The sequence below is a fragment of the Brevibacillus agri genome (genome assembly GCF_004117055.1).
In the GTDB taxonomy this organism is placed as follows: Bacteria; Bacillota; Bacilli; order Brevibacillales; family Brevibacillaceae; genus Brevibacillus; species Brevibacillus agri.
Map to the genome: position 1 here is coordinate 1,742,769 of NZ_CP026363.1, position 20,499 is coordinate 1,763,267.

The 20,499-nt window shown below is 52.0% G+C and carries 21 protein-coding genes; 18 read left to right on the forward strand and 3 right to left on the reverse strand.

Annotated elements, in window-relative coordinates:
* Positions 1-186: 186 nt before the first annotated feature.
* The 3 genes from BA6348_RS08735 to BA6348_RS08745 all read right to left on the reverse strand — a co-directional run bounded on the left by BA6348_RS08735 (position 187) and on the right by BA6348_RS08745 (position 2,584).
* Complete coding sequence (locus tag BA6348_RS08735; protein WP_122953362.1) at positions 187-1,185, reverse strand: hypothetical protein; 999 nt, start codon at positions 1,183-1,185, stop codon at positions 187-189.
* A gap of 203 nt (positions 1,186-1,388) precedes the next feature.
* Positions 1,389-1,919 (reverse strand): hypothetical protein, encoded by a 531-nt coding sequence (locus BA6348_RS08740; protein WP_007787505.1) that lies wholly within the window; start codon positions 1,917-1,919, stop codon positions 1,389-1,391.
* Positions 1,920-2,332: 413 nt separating this feature from the next.
* Entirely contained in the window at positions 2,333-2,584 is a 252-nt protein-coding gene (locus tag BA6348_RS08745; protein ID WP_007787503.1) for a hypothetical protein, read from the reverse strand.
* 1,590 nt (positions 2,585-4,174) lie between these two features.
* Here BA6348_RS08745 and BA6348_RS08750 point away from each other — a divergent pair.
* From BA6348_RS08750 to BA6348_RS08830, 18 genes are all read left to right on the forward strand, one after another.
* Complete coding sequence (locus tag BA6348_RS08750) at positions 4,175-5,056, forward strand: MurR/RpiR family transcriptional regulator (RefSeq protein WP_122953369.1); 882 nt, start codon at positions 4,175-4,177, stop codon at positions 5,054-5,056.
* A 15-nt stretch (positions 5,057-5,071) separates the two neighbouring features.
* Positions 5,072-5,830: a glucosamine-6-phosphate deaminase gene (gene nagB, locus BA6348_RS08755; protein WP_005834639.1), complete on the forward strand. Its 759-nt coding sequence runs from the start codon at positions 5,072-5,074 to the stop codon at positions 5,828-5,830.
* A gap of 124 nt (positions 5,831-5,954) precedes the next feature.
* Complete coding sequence (hemQ, locus tag BA6348_RS08760; protein WP_007785852.1) at positions 5,955-6,707, forward strand: hydrogen peroxide-dependent heme synthase; 753 nt, start codon at positions 5,955-5,957, stop codon at positions 6,705-6,707.
* Between the two features lie 121 nt (positions 6,708-6,828).
* Positions 6,829-9,075: an S-layer homology domain-containing protein gene (locus BA6348_RS08765; protein ID WP_242507465.1), complete on the forward strand. Its 2,247-nt coding sequence runs from the start codon at positions 6,829-6,831 to the stop codon at positions 9,073-9,075.
* 178 nt (positions 9,076-9,253) lie between these two features.
* The gene (locus BA6348_RS08770; protein ID WP_035317474.1) at positions 9,254-9,667 is read left to right on the forward strand and encodes a zinc-ribbon domain-containing protein; all 414 of its coding nucleotides are present in this window, start codon (positions 9,254-9,256) and stop codon (positions 9,665-9,667) included.
* Between the two features lie 222 nt (positions 9,668-9,889).
* Complete coding sequence (locus BA6348_RS08775) at positions 9,890-10,831, forward strand: aromatic acid exporter family protein (RefSeq protein WP_235694623.1); 942 nt, start codon at positions 9,890-9,892, stop codon at positions 10,829-10,831.
* Between the two features lie 209 nt (positions 10,832-11,040).
* The gene (locus BA6348_RS08780) at positions 11,041-11,763 is read left to right on the forward strand and encodes an amino acid ABC transporter ATP-binding protein (RefSeq protein ID WP_005834628.1); all 723 of its coding nucleotides are present in this window, start codon (positions 11,041-11,043) and stop codon (positions 11,761-11,763) included.
* 25 nt (positions 11,764-11,788) lie between these two features.
* Positions 11,789-12,604 (forward strand): ABC transporter substrate-binding protein, encoded by an 816-nt coding sequence (locus tag BA6348_RS08785; protein ID WP_005834626.1) that lies wholly within the window; start codon positions 11,789-11,791, stop codon positions 12,602-12,604.
* A 65-nt stretch (positions 12,605-12,669) separates the two neighbouring features.
* On the forward strand, positions 12,670-13,356 hold the full coding sequence (locus BA6348_RS08790) for an amino acid ABC transporter permease (RefSeq protein ID WP_005828582.1): 687 nt from the start codon (positions 12,670-12,672) through the stop codon (positions 13,354-13,356).
* A 27-nt stretch (positions 13,357-13,383) separates the two neighbouring features.
* On the forward strand, positions 13,384-14,115 hold the full coding sequence (locus tag BA6348_RS08795) for an IclR family transcriptional regulator (RefSeq protein WP_005828580.1): 732 nt from the start codon (positions 13,384-13,386) through the stop codon (positions 14,113-14,115).
* A gap of 130 nt (positions 14,116-14,245) precedes the next feature.
* On the forward strand, positions 14,246-15,295 hold the full coding sequence (locus BA6348_RS08800) for an ornithine cyclodeaminase family protein (RefSeq protein WP_122953364.1): 1,050 nt from the start codon (positions 14,246-14,248) through the stop codon (positions 15,293-15,295).
* Positions 15,296-15,349: 54 nt separating this feature from the next.
* Positions 15,350-16,471, forward strand: a complete 1,122-nt coding sequence (locus BA6348_RS08805) for an aminotransferase (protein ID WP_005828575.1) — start codon at positions 15,350-15,352, stop codon at positions 16,469-16,471.
* A gap of 419 nt (positions 16,472-16,890) precedes the next feature.
* Positions 16,891-17,226, forward strand: a complete 336-nt coding sequence (locus BA6348_RS27235) for a hypothetical protein (protein ID WP_052006602.1) — start codon at positions 16,891-16,893, stop codon at positions 17,224-17,226.
* A gap of 337 nt (positions 17,227-17,563) precedes the next feature.
* Positions 17,564-18,094 carry a M20 metallopeptidase family protein gene (locus tag BA6348_RS27240; protein WP_238502215.1) on the forward strand — a complete coding sequence of 177 codons (531 nt, stop codon included), beginning with the start codon at positions 17,564-17,566 and terminating at the stop codon, positions 18,092-18,094.
* A 15-nt stretch (positions 18,095-18,109) separates the two neighbouring features.
* Complete coding sequence (locus BA6348_RS27245) at positions 18,110-18,259, forward strand: hypothetical protein (RefSeq protein ID WP_005828572.1); 150 nt, start codon at positions 18,110-18,112, stop codon at positions 18,257-18,259.
* 7 nt (positions 18,260-18,266) lie between these two features.
* Positions 18,267-19,238 (forward strand): threonine ammonia-lyase, encoded by a 972-nt coding sequence (locus tag BA6348_RS08820; RefSeq protein WP_122953365.1) that lies wholly within the window; start codon positions 18,267-18,269, stop codon positions 19,236-19,238.
* A 94-nt stretch (positions 19,239-19,332) separates the two neighbouring features.
* Positions 19,333-20,214, forward strand: a complete 882-nt coding sequence (locus BA6348_RS08825; RefSeq protein ID WP_005828568.1) for a LysR family transcriptional regulator — start codon at positions 19,333-19,335, stop codon at positions 20,212-20,214.
* A gap of 67 nt (positions 20,215-20,281) precedes the next feature.
* Positions 20,282-20,458 carry a hypothetical protein gene (locus tag BA6348_RS08830; protein WP_005828566.1) on the forward strand — a complete coding sequence of 59 codons (177 nt, stop codon included), beginning with the start codon at positions 20,282-20,284 and terminating at the stop codon, positions 20,456-20,458.
* Positions 20,459-20,499 lie beyond the last annotated feature (41 nt).

Here is a 20,499-nt window from a genome sequence, read left to right on the forward strand (position 1 = left end):
CATGAACTGAAGTTTATAGGATTAATACGAAACCTTCGCGCATATCCGACTAAGGATCTCCTCAGACTTCAATTCTTACAGAAACGATACCTGTCGAAAAGCCAAGATATCTGTTAATTTTGAATCCGATCTCGGAGACATCCCTGTTCTCTTTCTGATCGATTCTCCATTGACGTGCGATTCTATTCAAGGAGTTATTGTAGGATATATTTCTATCACTTGCTGAAAGTTGGTCGATACATTTTTAAATTTACTATTAACGGCTAAATAATCTGATAACATTTCTTCATTTCTATTGTTCAGCACTAAAACGAAATGCCTAGAGTTTTTCTTTAAGAGCTTTTTAATCTTATCATTTTTGAATTCGATAATTTTCTTTGTATTCGGTTGTAAAGTTATGTTTTCAGCTAATAATTCTGTTTCTCCTTGATCATTAATGTACATTAGGTCAATTTTTGTTTCATAAGAAATTGCGCTTATTTCTAACTTTTGATAATCATCGGTAGTATATGCCATTCCATCTTCAGTCATATTGATTTTGATTTTTGAATTATTAGAGTTCAACCATTCTAATACAGGCACATATTTTGTATTTTTGTTTTCAACTATTTTGTGTTTCATTATATCTGCGGTTGTAAAGTTATATTCTTTATCTTGTGCAATAAATAGCCGAACAATTCCGGCACTTACCCCTGAGTAGTAAGTTCCAATTTTATCTATTATAGGGAATAAAATCAGTTCTTCTTCTCCATTTCTATCCCAATTAACATAAAATTCTAATACACCCTTTGATTTGTTTGGTATTGGTAATACTGCTGCTGAATACCAAGTATCTCCATCAACACTTACATTTAATCGTTTATTTCCTTGTAAAGCTATAATGCTTACATTCGTATCAGTAATATCATTTTCCAAAAAAAGTTGTACCTTAATTTTTGTCTTGTTGCCGTTAAGCTTGTAATAAGGATATTTAATCTCGTTCAGTTTAATTACATCGTTATCATCTAATTCAAATCTAAACATAAAGTTGTAATTCTCAGTGAGTTTATTAGGTATATTTTGTATTTCCTTTAATGCACTTTTTTCTAAATGCAATACTTGATCTGTTTTTTGGTTACAGGAAATACACAAAACACACATAAGAACAATCAACATGGCTAGTCTAGTTTTTACATTAGTAATCATTATTCTCTCCCTTGTTTATTGAATGTTTTCTTAAACACTTATAAGTCGATCGTAGTATGTAAAATAATGCCCATCCAGTGTTAAAAAATAAAACGTCAGATTTCAACCGCAATTTGCGTTGAGTTGACGCACTATCGACATTCAATAAATATATCAGAGAGAGGAATTTCTCTCTGATATATTTTTCCTAGCTATTAGTTATGTTATAGTTGGTCATCCATGGTGTATACAAGAAAAACTTCACCTGCATATGCAACAGAGTGCTGAGAAACGCCACGATATGTTTGAGCTAATCCATCAAAGGCATCTGCGTTAGATTTAGCAGTTTGCCCAATTCTAAAATCTTTCTTTCCAGCATCCTTTTCTACCCATTTCCCCCCTTCGTATTTGAAAATTGATGTAAGTGCTGTCACTGAATACAGTACACTGTCTGGATCTGTAGTTCCCTCCGAGTAATAGTTGTAAATTAAATTGTCAACCTTTACAGATCCATAGTTAGTTGCTGCAGTGGCCATTGTATCGAAGCTTAGCGTAGAAACTGCCCCATCATTCTCAGAAGGTGCTCGTCCAAACTCAACTTGACTAGGAAGTTCATCAACATTGATTGTTTCAACAGCTTCAGCAATACTGATGTCGACAATGTCCTTGTTTGATTCCGTCGCAAACGAAACCGGGACTCCTAGGGATGCTACTAATGCGAGGCAGGGGATAAATCCAAGAATTTGCTTTTTCATTTGTTTCTCTCCCTTTTCTTGTAATAACTTACATATGTAAAATATATCAACCTAAATTGGATGTAAACGGAAAATTTCGGTTTAAATTGGAAATAAGTATATAGACCCACATATTTATGGATTAACTAAAACTTCTAAATCGATAGTTCAATTATTATTTTCCTATTTCCATAAATGGTATATTATGCCATGATTCGACCTCCGATACTAAATTATTCTTGGCGCACAGGCAACTGATAATTCTACTGATCACACTTTTAACCTATAACAATCTGAGAAATATTTTAACCGTGTAGATAACTCTCGATAATAAAAACCAGCCCCAAAACACTGAAAGTGTTAGGACTGGTCTATGATTATTTTGACAATATTGAGCGAGTAGAAATAGTTTATAGGTTGTGTCTTAAGCAAGATTATTCTTGTTTATTAATTTGGGTTTCTAATTCTAATAACTTTTCTTTTATATGCCTGTCATAGCTGTTTAAAACATTTATGAAAGCACTTAAACTAGCATTTATTGCAGCAACGGCTATTATCATATCGTTATCCGCGATTGGAAATTCAGGGTTTTTTTCATTTTTTGCTCTTTTAATAAGTTCCGGTAATGATGAAATGACTTTCTGATGCTGAACAGATAATTCCTTTTCGAATGCAAAAGTTTTCATTTGTTAATACCTCCTAACGATTCTTCTATTTTTCTGTATACGTTCCCTTATGGTGAGAGTTTCATTTGTAAGTACGTTATTCACTTCCTCCCCCCTGACCATCTTCGGTGAGACATCGTTTTACCAGCCGCCAGATCTGCGTTCTTTCTATACCAGTTAAAGCCTCAATCTGTTGCATATCTTTTCATTACTCATTCATGTATAGTTCGACGGCTGTCTTCCTCTTTAGAAGCAGTTCTTTTGCTTCACCTTGTAATGCATCTGGGTTTACGGTGGGCCAATTACACAGATTTTTGTTGGAAGAAGCGATGAGGTCACTTTCAGTGATTTTCCTTCTGGACATACGGCCACACTTCCGTATCCAAATCAAAAGGAGTAGAACTTAGATCAGCGTGTATTTGGTTTTCATAAATCAACCGAAACAAGGTCTCATTGATTCTTGATTTTCCTAAATGCTGAAGACAACGATAGATATCCTGAACTGAGATACGGTTCGCTCCAATAATACTAAACAAGTAGAGATCATCGATTTCTGTCAGGTTTCTCTTTGGTTGTAGATAGGAAACCATTTGTTTCATATTGGAGAGAAACACAGCATTACCACGGACAGTACGATCTGTTATCACTTTGTGATGATATCCATTCAATTCGCACCACAATTTTTGTGCCTCGATCTGACGTTTCGTTCGAAGGTACTTGGAGCTTGTCCCATAGAGTTACTTCTCATACTTAACCTCAAAAAATGACTCGTTTGTAAATTGCATAGTAAAAGTGCTTAATTTTGCAGCAATTACTTATGCATGTTAAAGTAACTGGGTTTGACATGGAGAGGTGGGTATGATAGGCTTGTCAGCCGTTACGAATCCTTTGGTAGCGCCCTTCGTAACAAATCATACCCATAGAGGCTCCATGTCAAACCCATGCATAAAAGCTACTTATTGCTGCATATTGATAAAAATTATCGCAGCAAAATTCGGCACTTTTCGATTGCCGAACACACTCGTTGCCATTCTTGTAGCGAACCCACATATCCGGAACAGATTTGACATGTGAACCATCTACCAGTACAGAAGTTTCTAGTGGTTGCTCACAAAAGTCCACAATATCGGAGTTTGTTTCTACAAGAATCCAGTGGTCGTGTTCAAGATCACTAAAAAGCCGGACGTTTCGTCCTATTTTCGGGCCGAATTGCTCCCAATAATTACTTCCATACTTCATGCTCCTCTTCATTAGAACAGGAGTATACAATACGATCACTTTTTTCTTACCAAATTGTTCCTATCGTCATTTAATTACAAATGTTTTCCTATTTCAAGTAATTCTGTTACAAAAGCACTTTCACTGACTAAGAATTCAAGATAGATGGTTATGTAGGAATGTTTTTGTCAACAGGCAACTGCTCTTTTTGGTCAGAATAGCCGGTGTTAGAAAAGAGGACTGTTTTGGTTTTGGAGAAATACTCCACTTTTAGAAAATACAATGGCGGATAACTCCATTTTTGATATAATGGCGGTAGAAAGCAAGCTTCGATCCGAAAAATTCGGCAATCATACGAACGAGACCGGGCTTATGACCCAAGGGGGGAGCGACATGGCAGGACACACCGAGGAGCTGTCCAATCCGGGGCTGAAAAACAATACGCTTTTGCATATCCAAAGTCTTCTGCCTTCCTTTACGAAATCGGAGCAAAAAGTCGCGAGCATCGTCTTGCAGCAGACAGACAGCGTCATCTACTCATCCGTGATCGACCTCGCGGAAAAGGCGGGCGTGGGCGAGACGACCGTGCTGCGCTTTTGCCGGAAGATCGGTTTTCGCGGCTATCAGGAGTTCAAGCTGGCGCTGGCGCAGGAGCTGGTTGCGCCGGTGAAAAACTTGCACGGCGAAGTAGGCGAGGACGATTCGCTGGAGACGATGGCGCAAAAAGTAACGGCGACGAATCAGCAGGCGATTGCCGATACGGCGGCCTTGTTTGATCCGGAGCAGGTGGAGCGCTGCGTGGAGCTGTTGCAACAGGCGGACACGATTCACTTTTACGGAGTGGGAACATCCGCTGTGACGGCACAGGACGCCAAGTACGCGTTTTTGCGGATCGGACTGCGGGTCGATGCGATGAGCGAGTCGCACCTGCAGGCGATGGCGGCGGCGACATTGGGACCGGGAGACGTGGCGGTCGGGCTGTCCGTGTCAGGCAGCACCAAGGACACGATCGACTCGCTGAAAGTCGCCAAGGAAGCCGGCGCGACGATCATTTGCATCACGCATTACCGCCGCTCGCCGATTACGAACGTGGCCGATATTACGCTTTTGACCGCCGCACAGGAAGGCCCGCTGCAAGGCGGCTCGCTGGCGGCGAAAATCGCCCAGTTGCACGTGCTGGACGTCATCTGCACGACGATTGCCTTGCGCAACAAGGAAAAAGCGCTCACGTACAAGGAACGGACGGCCAAGGCCGTGCTGGAGAGAAAATATTGACTGAGGTGAGATGAGTTGAAGCTCGTAATTGTCAAAGACTATCAGGAGATGAGCCGCAAAGCGGCGGAACTGCTCGCTCGGGAAGTGAAAAACCACCCGCAGACCGTCCTGGGGCTGGCGACGGGCGGCACTCCCGTAGGCATGTACCGGGAGCTGGTGAAGCTGCATCAGGAGGAGGGGATTGATTTTTCCCAGGCGAGCAGCTTTAACCTGGATGAATACGTCGGCCTGTCCTCTGCCCATCCGCAAAGCTATCGCGCCTACATGCAGGAAAACTTGTTCCGCCATATCAATCTGCCGCAGGAAAAAACGCACGTTCCGGCAGGCGATGCGAAAGATTTGGCGAAAGAATGCGCGCGCTACGAGGAAGCGATTCGCGAAGCGGGCGGAATCGACATTCAGGTGCTCGGGATCGGCAACAACGGGCACATCGGCTTTAATGAGCCAGGCTCATCCGCCGAGTCGACGACGCGCGTGGTCCAACTGACGCAGAGCACGATCGAAGCGAATGCCCGTTATTTTGCAAGCGTCGAGGAAGTGCCTACGCAAGCTGTCTCAATGGGGATCAAGACGATTCTCGGCGCGAAAAAAGTCGTGCTTTTGGCGAGCGGCGAGGCGAAGGCAGAAGCTGTGCGGCTGATGCTGGAAGGCGAGCCGACAGCGGATGTGCCCGCTTCCTTGCTCCAGCTTCACCCGGATGTGACAGTGATCGTAGACGAGGCTGCGGCGAGCCAGCTTGGCGTGGCCGCAGCGAGCAGCGAAGACAAGCGGTAGCCGCCGGGCGCCGCTTGTTTCTTTGTTGTTCACCAATCTGTTCCGAATATATGCTCGTCCCTTATGCTATACTGGGAGTGTTGCCATGAGGTTGACCAGATTTTTCTAGAGGAGCTGATTTTCGATGAGCGCAAACGAAGCGTTGCTTACATTAGAAGGTTGGTACACGTATCATAATTTCCGCACCATCAATTGGGAAAAGTGGAGAGCGGCTTCGGCTGAAGAGCGTCAAGCAGCGCTGGACGAGCTGAACGGCCTGATCCAAACATGGGAAGCCAACGAAGCCGAGAACCAGGGCAGCACCGCTTTTTACTCCATCCTCGGACACAAGGCAGACCTCGTGTTCATGTTCCTGCGTCCGACCATGCAAGAACTCGACGAGATCAAGACTGCTTTCAATAAAACCCGCTTTGCTTCCTATACAGAAGCTCCTTACTCGTATGTATCTGTCGTCGAGCTGAGCAACTACGTACATAACCCGGGAGAAGATCCAAAAGCGAACCCGCATGTCCGCGACCGCCTGTATCCGATCCTGCCAAAATGGGAGCACATCTGCTTCTATCCGATGAACAAAAAGCGCGACCTGCAAGACAACTGGTACATGCTGAGCATGCAGGAGCGCCAGGAAATGATGCGCTCCCACGGCATGATCGGCCGCTCCTACGCTGGCCGCGTGAAGCAAATTATCGGCGGCTCCATCGGCTTCGACGATTGGGAGTGGGGCGTCACCTTGTTCGCCAACGATCCGCTGGAGTTCAAGCATATCGTCTACGAAATGCGCTTTGACGAAGTGAGTGCGCGCTTTGGCGAGTTCGGCAACTTCCTGGTTGGAAACGTGCTGAACAAAGAGACGCTCGCGAAAAAACTGGAAGTCTAGCAATCCGTCCAAAAGACCTGCTGTGCGGCCTGTCGCATCGGCGGGTCTTTTTTTACTGCATTTTCCAGATAAGATGGTAGAATAAGGAGGGACGTCCAAAGAAAGAGAGGAGAGGGTAGTTTTGCTACGAGGCACAAAATCGTGGGGGCTGGCAATGGCCATGTCGTCGTCTTTGCTGCTGACCACGCTGTTTGCAAATGCGGGGACAATCGGGGGAGCGCCGTTGGTTTACGCGGCCGAGCAGCCGACAGCGAAGACGTTGACGCAGGAAGAAGCGCTCAAGCAGGCGCAAAAATGGGTGGCGGTTCCGGCGGACTACAGGCTTTTGCGGGCGCGCTATGTCGGCGCAAACGAAGCGTATTCAACCGCGCCGATCTGGCGGGTGGTCTGGGAAAAAGCAAACGAAGCAAGTCTTTCTGTAACAATTGATGCGGTATCGGGAAAATTGTTGGACTATTCCAAGTATGGAGAAAACGAGAGCGGCGGAGGCTCAGCGCAAATTTCCAGAGAGCAAGCGGAAAAAGCGGCCACCGCATTTCTCGAGCGGGTAACGACAGCAGACGAGCGGGCACGCCTGTCCAAAGCAAATGAGTATGTGCCCCCTAATCAGCCTATGTTCCGCGGCGAACAGCGGGAATTTGTCACCTTTACCCGCGTGGAAAACGAGATTCCTTTTTTGGAAAACGGTTTTCGGTTCATCGTGGACCACAACGGGGAAGTGATGAGCTTCAGCCGGGAGTGGTACGAAGGCAAGCTGCCTGATGCCGCAAAGGTGATCGACAGCGCCGAAGCCGCGAAAAAGTGGGACGAGCAGGCTGCTCCTACTTTGCTGTTCAGCGACATGTCCGTGTTCGGACGATCGCAGCGTCTGGCTCCCTTCCAGCTTGCGTACAAATACGAAGCGGACGATCCGCAATTCGTGGATGCAGCAACCGGACAACTGCTCAATGCGCTTGGCAAAGAGGCGAGCGCGAAAAACATCGAGCCGTTGGGAAATACGCATGCCAAAGCAGAGGAAAAACCGCTGATTTCAAAAGAAGAGGCGCAGCGAATTGCCGAGCAATACATCAAGAAGCTGCCGGGGTCATACCGCTCTGAGGGCAGCAACGGGGGCGGCACCAGCTCCGGCGTGGATGGGGTCGAGGTGCGCAGATGGAGTTTCAGCTTCACGCCGCTTCAAGGAAACGGTTCGGGTGAGGAGCAGACAGAACTCAGTATCAACGACCGCGGCGAGCTGGTGGAATACAGTGTCAACGAGAATGCGCGATTCCAGAGATCAGGACAAAAATGGGAAAAGGCAGTCACCTGGGAGCAAGCAGAGGCATCCGCGCTCAAGCTGGTGCGTACCTTGTATGCGGACAGGCTCGGCGACATTTACCTGGTCAAACAATCCCCGTCAAAGGAGACGCTCCAGAGCATGCAGGAGAAGGGTCTGCCGTACGAGATTACGTTTGGCTGGCTGCAAGACGGCATCCCGATTGAATATGCGCAGTTCGCGGTAGAGGTCAATCCCGAGACCGGGGTAGCCGAGACACTGGACAACCGCAGCCGTTGGGACGGGACGCCGTTTGTCGGGGCAGTGGGCAAGGACATCGTGGACCGCGCTGCTGCGAAAAAGGCCGAGCAGAAGCAAAAAACGCTACAGTTGACCTATTATTTGCCGCAGGAAGAACCATTTCCGGTGCCGCCGCAGCCGCGCGAGCCGATTCTCGTGTATCGCTACGTAGGCGATGCGGGAGTTGTCCTGGCAGAGACGGGCGAATGGCTCAGCTTTGCCGAGGCGAAAAAACAGCAGAAGCCGAGCGACATCGAAGGCCATCCGCAGCAGGCGGCACTGGAACTGGCGCTGCGCATGAATTGGCTGAGCGCTGAAGACGGAAAATTGGAGCCGGATAAAGCCGTGACGCGCGGCGAGCTGATCCAGATGATCGGCCGTTTGACGAACCGGATCGAGTTCAACTACCTCCGGCCGCGTTTCTCCAGCGACGAACAACAGAAGCCTTACCCGTTTGCCGACGTGGATGTCAAACACCCGAATTACGCCGCGATCCAGAAAGGGCTGCAATACGGACTGATTCCGAAAACGGGCCAGACGTTTGCGCCAGACCGGACGGCGACGCGCGCCGATGCAGCAGATATCGTCGCCCGCCTGCTCGGCTACGGGGATGTGCTGGACAAGCCGGAGTTTTTTACAGTGCCGTATCAGGACGTGCCGAAAAAGCAGGTGCCGGCAGTGGCGTTGGCGACGGCTCACGGCCTGTTGAAAGGAAAGTCGGCAGCCTCGTTCGCGCCTGAGGGAACCGTATCGCGGGGAGACGTTGCGGAGGTAATGCAAGCCCTTTACGAGCTGAAAAAGACAAAGCAGTAGCCGCCCGAGCAATCGCCCGGTAGGCAGGACAAGCGGACACCATCATGGAGACGATGGTGTCTTTTTTCTTGGAAACCGATTTGTCATCAAAACGTACTTGTAATAGGATGGGAGAAATGCGTGGAACAAGAGAAACGCTTCCGGCAAAAACGTCCGGGAGGCGAGGGAGAGGGTGCGGATGAAAAGTATCAAGCCAGGAAGAGGGCCGTCGGCAATGGGGGCGGCCGGAAGCATCGCAGCCGTTGTTTTCGGCATTTTTTGGACGATCATGGCGTTTGTGATTACACAAGATTCGCCGTTTCCTATGGTCGGGACCATTTTTCCGCTGTTTGGCGTCGTGTTCGTCATTATAGGCATTGCGCAAGGTGTCTATCACTATAAAAACGCCACCGGAAAAGAACGGATGTCGCTCTACGATATTACCGATGCGAGCGAAGAAGGCGATCCGCTGAACCGCAAGTACGGCGGCGAGCGCGCAGCAGGGAAGCCGACAAGGACAGAAGCAGCGGGCGAAAAAGCGTTTTGCCCGTACTGCGGACAGCGCGTGCAGGCCGACTACCAATACTGTCCAGGCTGCGGGAAAAAAGTGTGACGGCGACAGCCTTTTGCCGACTGTGCACTACGCTTGCAAGCCGCTTCGCTTCATGCAACGTTTACTTTTTTTAACAAAGTCTTGTCTTTGGTTCGCGGGCGCTTTTTGGTACAGTAAAGGAAAAGGGAAGCGACATCAGAGCGGAGGGGAACAAGACTGAGCTTTCTCAAACTGAAAATCGGCTATCGTACATTAAAAACGGCGATTGGGACGGCGATCTCGATCTTTTTGGCCCAGCAGCTTGATCTGATGTATCCGGCATCGGCGGGAATCATTACGATTCTTTGCATCCAGGTGACGGTCAAGCAGTCGTTTCGCACGGCGTGGAACCGGATCATGGCCAGCTTTCTCGGGCTGGGGATCGGGATGGCGCTGTTTTATTTTTTGGGCTACTCGCCGTTGGCTATCTTGCTTGCGATTCTTTTGTTTTTGCCGCTGGCCGTGCGCTTCGGGATTCAGGAAGGCTTCGTCAGCAGCATGGTCGTGCTCATGCATCTGTACTCGTCCGAGCGAATGGATCTCCCGCTGCTCTTGAACGAAGCGGGGCTGTTGGTGATCGGCGTGGGCGTCGCGCTGCTCGTGAACTTGTACATGCCGAGCCTGGACAAAGATTTGCGCGCGATGCAAAAGCAGGTGGAGCAGTTGTTCCGGCAAATTTTGCGGGAGTTCAGCTACTATTTGCGACACGGCGAGAGCGAGTGGGACGGAAAAGAGATGATCGAGGCGCCCGGTCTGCTGGAAAAAGCGATTCGGCTGGCGTCGCGCGACATCGACAACCGGCTGGGACGCCGGGATGATTCGTACTACCAGTATTTTGTCATGCGCGAAAAGCAGTTTGAGCTGCTGGAGCGGATGATGCCGATCGTGTCGTCGCTGGACACGCAGGTGCCGCAGAGCCACCGCATCGCGGACTTTCTCGAACAAATCAGCGCATCGGTGCATCCGGGCAATACGGCGTACCGCTTTATCGACCAACTTCGCCAGATGCGCGAGGAGATCAAAGAGTCGGAGCTGCCGCGCACGCGCGAGGAGTTCGAGACGCGGGCGTCGCTGTTTTACTTGTTGCGCGAGATCGAAAACTATTTATTCATCAAGCATGAGCTGGGCAAGAACAGTGACGACAAGAAGACAGCAGCCGTAAACAAGGCGAAGCCAGGCGCGTAAAGCCTGGCACAGCGACAGTGGCTTCCTCTGGTTGAAGAGCCGGAGGAAGCCGCTTTTTTTGGCGTTCATGCATATTTATTCAGCAAATTAAATTTTTCTTGAATATCTGAAAATATACAATTATAATTTAAATCAGAAATCATTTCCGATATTCGGAAAAAGTATAAGGGGCAATCCATCCGGCAGCAGATAGATAGGGGGATAGCAGGATGATTGAGGTTAAGCAGCTTGTCAAATCTTTCGGCTCGCTCACGGTACTGAAAGGGGTAACGCTCAAGGTCGAGGAGAAAGAAGTCGTCGTCTTGCTCGGGGCCAGCGGTTCAGGCAAAAGTACGTTGCTGCGTTGCCTGAATTTTCTGGAGTTTCACGATGGCGGCGAAATCTGGATCAGCGGGCAGAAGATTGACCCGCACAAGACCAACCTGAACCATTTTCGCGAGAATGTGGGCATGGTCTTCCAGCACTTCAACCTGTTCCCGCACAAGACGGTACTGGAAAACGTGATCGAAGCGCCGGTGCACGTCAAAGGAATGAAGGCGGCGGAAGCGAAAGAGCTGGCGTACGAACTGCTGAAAAAAGTAAACATGCAGGATAAGGCGGATGTCTACCCGGACATGCTCTCGGGCGGACAGAAGCAGCGCGTGGCGATTGCGCGGGCGCTTGCGATGAAGCCGAAAATCATGCTTTTCGATGAACCTACCTCCGCACTTGACCCTGAGCTGGTCGGCGAAGTGTTGCAGGTAATGAAGCAGTTGGCAAAAGAAGGAATGACCATGATCGTCGTGACCCATGAGATGGGCTTCGCCCGCGAGGTTGCCGACCGGGCGGTGTTCATGCACGATGGTCAAATTTTGGAGCAAGGGCCGCCTAGTGCGTTCTTTGAAAACCCGCAGCATGAGAGAACAAAACAGTTTTTGGGCAGTATCCGCTAAAAAAGAGAAACAGGGGGAATTTCAGATGAAAAAACGTGCAAAATGGTCAGGAGTTTTGTTGTCGACCGTACTGTTGGGCTCGCTTTTGCTCGCGGCATGCGGCTCGCAGGAGAGCAGCGCGCCAGCAGGCGGCGGACAGGCAGCGGGCGGCGAAGGCAAAAAAGATTTTACGTACGCGATGAGCGGAGTGTACAAGCCGTTCAGCTTTAAAGAAAACGGAGAACTGACAGGCTTTGACGTGGAAATCGGCAAGGCTTTGGCGGAAAAAATGGGCATGAATCCGGTGCCGATCACAAACCCGTTTGAGACGATCATCCCTGGTCTGGAAGCGAAAAAATACGATACGATCATCGGCAGCTTGACGGTGACGCCAGAGCGGCAAAAGGTAGTTTCCTTCACGAACCCGTACTATCGCTCCGGCTCGCAAATTTTCGTCCAGGAGGGCAATACGACGATCAAGAGCAAGGAAGACCTGAAAGGCAAAAAGATCGGCGTCGTGAAGGCTTCCAACTACCTCGACTGGGCGAGAAAGCTGACGGATGAAGACAAGATCACGCAGTACGACAGCGATATTACGGCGTTGCTCGACTTGCCGACAGGACGCCTCGATGCGGTCATTACCGACCAGGTAGTAGGCTTGCGCTTTATTAAAGAGGGCGGCGGCAAAGTGATCGACGTCGGCGAACCGCTCAGCTACGATGAACAGGCGATTGCCGTGCGACTGGGCGACCAGGAGGCAGTCGACCGGATCAACAAGGCACTGGACGAAATCATTAAAGACGGCACCTATGAAACAATCAGCCAAAAATGGTTTGGCCGCAATATCCTGCAAAAACAATAAAGTGGGCAACGGGGTGTCCGGTCTGGACGCCCCCCTTTTTCCGCTTCATGTGAGGAGGATCTCCAATGATTATTGATATTTTCCTATCCAGTTATCCCCTTTTCCTTAAAGCGACATGGCTGACCGTGCAGCTTACGGCAGTCGCCCTCTTGCTCGGGTGCATCGTCGGTCTGGTCATTGCCTTTTTCCGCATATCCGATTCCAAGCCGCTCAACTACTTCGCGCACGTGTACATTACCGTCATTCGCGGTACGCCGCTGATCGTGCAAATTTGTATTTTGTACTTCGGGCTGGCGAACATGGTGACGCTCTCCCAGTTCTGGGCGGGGGCTATCGCGCTTGCGGTCCACAACGGCGCGTACATCGCCGAAATTTTCCGCGGCTCGATCCAGTCGATTGACCGCGGACAGATGGAAGCGTCGCGCTCGCTCGGGATGTCGTATCCGCTGGCGATGCGCCGGATTATTTTGCCGCAGGCGTTCCGCAGGGCGATTCCGGCGCTAGGCAACCAGTTCATCATCGGGCTGAAAGACTCGTCGCTGGTCGCGTACGTAGGAATGCAAGATTTGTGGGGGACCGGTCTCGGCGAGGCGGCTTCCAACTACAAGCAGTTGGAAACGTACATGGTTGTCGGCTTGTACTATCTCGTGCTGATTATGCTGTTCACTTATTTTGTCAACCGATTGGAAGCCAGGCTGGCCCGGGGAAGGGCGCCGAAAAAGCAAGACAAAGGGACGAGTGTTGCAGCGTAACGCACTTTTACGGAGGACGAAGCAATTATGGTTCAATCTATCGAGCGGACGATGAAAATTATCAGAGTGCTGATATCTGACGAAAAACCTGCCTGGCCGATTTCGGAGCTAGCTGACGCAACTGGCCTGCCCATCAGCACGCTCCATCGTTTTCTCGACTCGATGATCCAGTTCGGCCTGGTTGAGCAGGAGCCTGCGACCAAGCATTACAAGCCGGGATATACCTGGATGGAAATCGGCTTTATTCTGCATGAAAAGCTGAATTTGCGCGCCGTGGCGCGGCCGTTCATGGAGGAGCTGGCAAACGAGGTCGAGGAGAGCATTTTCCTCAACGTGCCGGCGGGGACAGATTCGATGCCGATCGAAAAGGTCGAAAGCCCGCTGAAAATCCGCATCGACGAGAATTTGGGGGAGCGCATTCCTCTCACGATTGGCGCTCCCAGCAAAATGATTCTCGCTCATGCCAAGGCGGCTGAAATCGCCAAGGTCGTCTCCGCGCAACTGCCCGAGCAGCGGCAGCAGGCATTTGTAGAGCAACTGGCAGCAGCGAAGCAGAGCGGCTATGCCATCAGCTACGGGGAGAAAACGGAAGGGACGATGGCAGTCGCAGCCCCGGTCTTCGGCTACGGCAACCAGCTCGTGGCAGCCTTGTCGATCAATGCGCCGATCTTCCGGGTCCCGGAGGAAAGGCTGCCGCAGCTCATTGAAAAAGTAAAAGAGAAGGCCACCGCGATTTCGGCAAGAATCGGCGGAGCCTAGATCAAACCTCCATTTCCGGATGAACGGATGGAGGTTTTATTTTTTCTAATGTTTACTATTGGAACTTTCAATTTTTTTGCCTCAAAAAGTTGTGGTAGTGTGAAGGGAATCGAGAGGAGGCACACAAGACATGTTTCCATTTCGCGTCATCAATCAGGAAACCACGGAAGACTTACTGGATATGGCCAGCGTGATCGAAGTGGTCGAGCAAGCCTACCAGATGAAGTCGGCGCAGCAAGCGACGCTGTTTCCGATGATCTTTCACGAATTTGAACCGGGGAAAGCAGACATGGACATCAAATCCGGTCATTTGCCCCAGGCGGACGTGTTTGGACTGAAGCTCGTCTCCTGGTTTGGGGACAACGATCAGAAAGGCTTGCCGCAACTGCTCGGGACTGTGATGGTGCTGGACAGCCGCACAGGCGTCCCGCAGGGGATTTTGAGCGGCGAACACATCACCTGCATGCGGACAGGCGCGGCAGGGGGGATCGGAGCGAAGTATTTGGCCCGCCCGGAATCGGAGCATTTGCTGATGATCGGGACGGGGCACCAGGCGCCTTTTCAGATCATGGCAACATTGATGGCGATTCCAAACATCAAGCGAGTCTCCATCAGCAACCCGCGTTCCCATGCAAAAGCAGAGAAGTTCGCAGCAGAGATCAAAGACAAGCTGCTCGCCAAGTTCGTCTCGAAGTACAAGGGCGACGAATACGAGCGGTACGCACAAAAATGCGAAGTAGAATTTGTGGCGGTAGACGACCTCGAAGCGGCAACAGGACAAGCGGACGTCATCATTACCGCGACACCAGCGCGGGAGCCGTTCATCCGCCGCGAATGGGTCCGGCCTGGCACGCACATTACGTGCATCGGCGCCGACATGGAAGGCAAGCAGGAAATTGACGAGCGCCTTTTCGCTGTCGGACGCGTCTTTACCGACGATATCGGGCAGGCTGTACGCGTGGGCGAAACCGAGATTCCGCTGAAAAAAGGACTGATAACAGAAGCAGACATCGCGGCGGAGATCGGGAGTGTTATTTCCGGGCATGCCGCCGGGCGACAGTCTGCGGAAGAAATCACGATTTTTGACAGCACAGGGATTGCCATTCAAGATTTGCTGACGGCGCAACATATTTTGCGGATGGCCGAAAGCCGCGGCGCAGGAGCCATCGTCGACCTGTAGAGAGTCAGAAGCGGTACTGGACTTGGACTGGATGAACAAAGGAGAGGAACAGCAATGAGAATTGCCCCTTTTAAAGTGGAAGAATGGATGAACGCCTACGAGCTGGAGGCCGTGTACAATATCGCGGAAACGTGCGTCGATTCGCTCACCGTGGAAGAACTGATCCGGCTCTCTGCGGAACCGGAAGACTTTTTTCGCGAGATGGCGCAAAAGAAGCTGACGTACGGCCACATCGAAGGCTCGCCGGAGTTCCGCAGCCTTGTTGCGGGGATGTACGAGACGATGAAGCCGGAAAACATTTTGGCGATGAACGGAGCGATCGGCGCCAACTTTTTGACCTTGTTTTCGCTCGTAAACCCCGGCGATGAGGTCGTTGCCGTCCACCCGACCTACCAGCAAATTTACGAGGTGCCTGCGGCTTTCGGAGCAGAGGTGAAGCATTTGCGCCTGGTGCCGGAAAAGCAGTTTTTGCCTGACCTGGACGAGCTGCGCGCGCTGGTCACCGACAAGACCAAGCTGATCTGCATCAACAACCCGAACAATCCGTCCGGGGCCTTGATGGACGAAGCTTTGCTGCGGGAGATTGTGGAGATTGCCCGTTCGGTTGACGCCTATTTGCTGTGTGACGAGGTGTACCGCCACTTGCACCAGGACCCGGAGATCGTCGTGCCGTCCATTGTGGATTTGTATGAAAAAGGGATCGCGACGAGCAGCATGTCCAAAGTGTTTTCGCTCGCCGGGCTGCGTCTGGGCTGGATCGCAGCGCCGCTCGACGTCATCAAAAACTGCATCTCGCACCGCGACTACACGACGATCAGTTGCGGGATGCTCGACGACATGCTGGCTGTGCACGCGTTGAAAAACCGGGACAAGATCATGGAGCGCAACCTGAAAATCGTGCGGGACAACCTGCAAATTCTCGACGACTGGGTGGCGAGCGAGCCGCTCATCTCCTACGTCAAGCCGCAGGCAGGCACGACTGCGATGCTGAAATACGAGCTGGATATGCCATCGGAAACGTTTTGCATCGACTTGTTCAAATCGACGGGAGCCTTTTTGACGCCAGGAAGCTGCTTCGACATGGAAGGCTGGGTGCGGATCGGGTACGCTTGCGATACAGAGGTGCTCAAGGCTGGTCTGGCGCAGGTTTCGAAGTTTTTGCAGGCGCAAAAGTAAGCGGCGGGAAAAAGCGGGGAGAGTCTCTTTTGCCAGCGGAGTGAGGGAGACTCGCCTGCCTCGCGCTTGCGCTTCTGGGGTTACAGGACTTGGATTTGCTATCGAACAGGGGGGGATATCATGAGTCAGCCACATGCAGAAGCGCAGCCGAAAAAACCGAAAAAGCTGCGGGAAATCAACGTGTTTGCCCTGCTTTTTGCCGTCATTGCCGTGGCGGTCGTTTTGACGTATGTGTAGCCTGCCGGAGAGTACGGGCGGGTGGAAGTGAACGGGCGGAGCGTCATTGATCCTCAGTCGTTTCAATGGCTGGAATCCGCGCCAGTCAAGCCGCTTGGGCTTGTGAACAGCGTGCATACAGGCTTGGTGAAGCTTCGGGCATTATCTTTTTTGTACTTATAATTGGCGGAACATTCGGTATTTTGGCGGCGACAGGGGCGATTGAAGCGCTGATCGTCACGCTTTCCAGGCTGCTTCGGAACCAGGAAAAATGGCTGATTCCGATCATGATGCTGTTTTTTGCCGCGGGAGGCTCCCTCATGGGGATGGCGGAGGAGACGATCCCTATATTGCAGTTCGGGGACGGCATCTCCAACATTTTTATTCCGACCTCGGGGTATTTCATGGCAGGGCTTGCTCTTGCAGGCATTCCGTGGATTCGCTGGATGAAGTGGATTTTGCCGCTGATTTTGCTGCAGTATGCAATCGCGGCGGTAGCGGTCATCGGCGCTCATCTGATCGGGTACGGACCGTTTTGATCGAGGGGAGGAAACGACATGACAGCAGACACAAAAACGCTCGCCGAGTGGGCCGTCCATGAACGCCGCTATTTGCACCAGTACCCGGAATTGTCGGGGCAGGAATACCAGACGGCTGCCCATATCCGAAGCCGGTTGCAGGAGTGGCAGCTCGAGCTGCTTACTTGTCCGGCTCCCAGCGTCGTCGGACTGCTGCGCGGGACCGACGGGAAAAAGACGATTGCCTTGCGCGCAGACATAGACGCGTTGCCCGTCAACGAAGAGGGGGACAAGCCGTATTTGTCGAAGCATCCCGGCATCGCGCACGTCTGCGGTCCGGCATGGCGTGCTGGAACAGGTGGACGCGGTATTCGGCCTGCACCTCTGGCAGCCTTTGGAAAAGGGCAAAATCGGGATCAGCAACGGGGCGATGATGGCTTCATCCGACGATGTGCGAATCGTCATCACGGGCCGGGGCCGGCACGGCTCGATGCCGCACGAGACGATTGATCCGATCTATGTCGCGGGCCAGGTGATCGCGGCTGTGCAAGGGATCGTCTCCCGGCGGATCAATCCGGTCGAGCCTGCCGTCATCTCCATTTGTCGGCTGGAGGCGGGCACGACCTACAACATCATTCCGAACCAGGCTGTGCTCTACGGGACGCTGCGTGCCCAGTCCGAGCAGACCAGACAGTTGCTGGCCCGTGAGCTGAAGCAGACGGTCGAGGCATTGTGCGCGGCGTGGGGAGCGAACGGAGAAGTCGTCGTGGACTGGGGGACGCCGCCCGTGGTCAACGATGAGCGGATGAGCCGCTACGCCGCAGAAGTCGCCGTCCGGCAGTTTGGCAGGGAAAGTGTTGCCTATGTCAAACCTGTCATGGGGGGCTAAGATTTTTCCTATTACTTGCAGGAAAAGCCCGGTGCCTTCCTGTTCGTAGGGATGGGAGGCGAAAACAGCAAGTATCCGCACCATCACCCCCGCTTTGATCTCGACGAAGAGGCCATTCCGGTGGGCATCGAGCTGTTTGTTCAATTGGTGAAGCATTTTTCCTGAGGAGGGAATGAAGTTGTTAACTGTATCGTTTCTGGATATTGTCAAAGCACACAAAAAGTTGCAGGGGCAGGTGCTCCACACCCCGTTGATTTCATCCGCGGCCCTGTCCGCCCTGGCTGGGGCTGACGTTTGGCTGAAGCTGGAGTGCCAGCAAAAGACAGGTTCGTTCAAGGTGCGCGGCGCCTTGAACAAGATCGCTTCGCTTACAGCGGAGGAGCTGGCGCGAGGCGTCATTACGGCGTCTGCGGGCAATCACGCGCAAGGGGTGGCCTATGCGGCGGCACTGCGGGGAGTGTCCGCCCTGATTGTTGTACCAAGCACAGCGCCGGAGACGAAAAAAGCGGGAATCAGACGCTACGGCGCAGAGCTGGTCGAGCATGGCAACAGCTATGACGAGGCGGAGAGCTACGCCTACGAGCTGGCAAAAGCAACGGGCCGTACATTCGTGCACGCTTTTGAAGACGACCACATCATTGCGGGACAAGGAACCGCAGGGTTGGAGGCCATGCTTGCGGAGCCGGACTTTGACGCGATTCTCGTGCCTGCGGGCGGAGGCGGGCTGATTTGCGGAGTGGCACTGGCGGCAAAGGCGATCAACCCGCAGGTGCAGGTGATCGGAGTCCAGACGCACGCTTCGCCGCCGTGGTACTACTCGTTTCGGGAAAAGCGGCTGGCAGACGTCGTGTACAACGACTCGCTGGCAGACGGTCTGCACGGCGGCATTTCCCAGGGCAATCTCGACCTGGCGCTTGAGATCGTCGACGACTTCGTGCTCGTCGAGGAGGAGCATGTCGCCCAGGCGATGTACTGGCTGGCAAAAGAGCACCATCTGATGGTCGAAGGCTCAGGAGTTGTCGGAGTCGCTGCGCTGATGCAAGGCGTCGTGGGCGAGCTGGCCGGAAAAAAGGTGCTGACCATCGTGAGCGGCAGCAATGTGGACGCCGCCAAGCTGGCGGGGATCGTGGCCCGCTACTCCTAGCACGCAGCGTGCAGCCCGCAGGTTGAACTTCATGTCCACTCTCGGCTACACTTTTCCCTAGAGAGGCAGAAACGGCGGGAGGGTGATAGCGAACATGGAGTTGCGCAATTTGAAAACGTTTCAGGTCGTAGCCGAGCATCTGAACTTGACGAAGGCGGCCGAGCTGCTCGGCTACAGCCAGCCGACGATTACGCTGCAGATTCAGGCGCTGGAGCGGGAGCTGGGCCATCCGCTGTTGAACCGGGTGGGCAAGCGCACGTTTTTGACCCCGGCAGGGAAAACGGTGAAGCAGCATACCGACCAGCTTTTCTCTGTGCTGCAGCATATGGAGGAAGGGCTGAACCACCTGGATTTGCCTGTGGGGCCGCTCGTCGTGGCCGCTCCCGAATTTTACTGTACCCAGTACATGCCGCAAATGCTCAAGGCGTACGTCGAGACACATCCGCAGGTGAATTTGCAGGTCATCTCGTGCACGAGCCAGGAAGCGCTGAAAAAAATTCAGGCGCACGAGGCGGATATCGGGATCATTGCCGGAGTCAGCTCGCAGCCGGGGATTTATTCGATGGTGGTCGATTTGGAGGAATTCGCCCTGGTTGCCGCGCCGGAAATGGTAAAAGGACGCTCGATGGCAGAAGCGCTGGCCGTATTTCCGTTTTTGTCCTACCAGGAGGGCTGCAATCTGGACGGGTTTATTACCCAATGCTTGCTGGAGATCGGCTACGTTCCGCCCTCCGTCATCAAGTGCAGCAGCGAGGAAACGATCAAGCGCTCCGTGCTCAATCAGACGGGGATCGCCCTGCTCAGCACGGCATTGGTGGAAAAAGAGCTGCGCACGGGCGAGCTGGTCCAGTTGTACCGTTTTTCCAAAAAGGCGGAAACATCGCTCGTCTGCCTGGAGCGCCGCCGGGACGAGCCGGCGATTGAAACTTTCATGGAACTGGTGAAGGACGTGTGGCTGTCGGTGCGAGAAGAGTAGCGGGAGCGCGTTTTGATACGGGAAAGGAAAGCGAAATGGGAATAAGCCGTGCGCAACGAGACACTTCATGAGGCAGAAGTGTCTTTTTTTAATGGGCATCATTTTGGATGGACAGTTTTACCCGTGGAGCGGGGAAGCGGCAGGCGAGATTGGCAGCATGATGATCGGCCCGGTACATAACTGCCCGAATGGCGTGTCAGAGTTTGGCAGCAGGGCCAGGTCAAGTCAAGGGATTTCTCTCTGACCTTCAGGAAGGGGCGAGTGTCATAGAAGAGCTCATTTTAG

Coding starts and splice junctions, on each gene's coding strand:
- BA6348_RS08735 (WP_122953362.1), bottom strand. CDS start 1,185: ATGATTACTAATGTAAAAACTAGACTAGCCATGTTGATTGTTCTTATG.
- BA6348_RS08740 (WP_007787505.1), bottom strand. CDS start 1,919: ATGAAAAAGCAAATTCTTGGATTTATCCCCTGCCTCGCATTAGTAGCA.
- BA6348_RS08745 (WP_007787503.1), bottom strand. CDS start 2,584: ATGAAAACTTTTGCATTCGAAAAGGAATTATCTGTTCAGCATCAGAAA.
- BA6348_RS08750 (WP_122953369.1), top strand. CDS start 4,175: ATGGCAGGACACACCGAGGAGCTGTCCAATCCGGGGCTGAAAAACAAT.
- hemQ (WP_007785852.1), top strand. CDS start 5,955: ATGAGCGCAAACGAAGCGTTGCTTACATTAGAAGGTTGGTACACGTAT.
- BA6348_RS08770 (WP_035317474.1), top strand. CDS start 9,254: ATGAAAAGTATCAAGCCAGGAAGAGGGCCGTCGGCAATGGGGGCGGCC.
- BA6348_RS08780 (WP_005834628.1), top strand. CDS start 11,041: ATGATTGAGGTTAAGCAGCTTGTCAAATCTTTCGGCTCGCTCACGGTA.
- BA6348_RS08785 (WP_005834626.1), top strand. CDS start 11,789: ATGAAAAAACGTGCAAAATGGTCAGGAGTTTTGTTGTCGACCGTACTG.
- BA6348_RS08790 (WP_005828582.1), top strand. CDS start 12,670: ATGATTATTGATATTTTCCTATCCAGTTATCCCCTTTTCCTTAAAGCG.
- BA6348_RS08795 (WP_005828580.1), top strand. CDS start 13,384: ATGGTTCAATCTATCGAGCGGACGATGAAAATTATCAGAGTGCTGATA.
- BA6348_RS08800 (WP_122953364.1), top strand. CDS start 14,246: ATGTTTCCATTTCGCGTCATCAATCAGGAAACCACGGAAGACTTACTG.
- BA6348_RS08805 (WP_005828575.1), top strand. CDS start 15,350: ATGAGAATTGCCCCTTTTAAAGTGGAAGAATGGATGAACGCCTACGAG.
- BA6348_RS08820 (WP_122953365.1), top strand. CDS start 18,267: ATGAAGTTGTTAACTGTATCGTTTCTGGATATTGTCAAAGCACACAAA.
- BA6348_RS08825 (WP_005828568.1), top strand. CDS start 19,333: ATGGAGTTGCGCAATTTGAAAACGTTTCAGGTCGTAGCCGAGCATCTG.
- BA6348_RS08830 (WP_005828566.1), top strand. CDS start 20,282: ATGAGGCAGAAGTGTCTTTTTTTAATGGGCATCATTTTGGATGGACAG.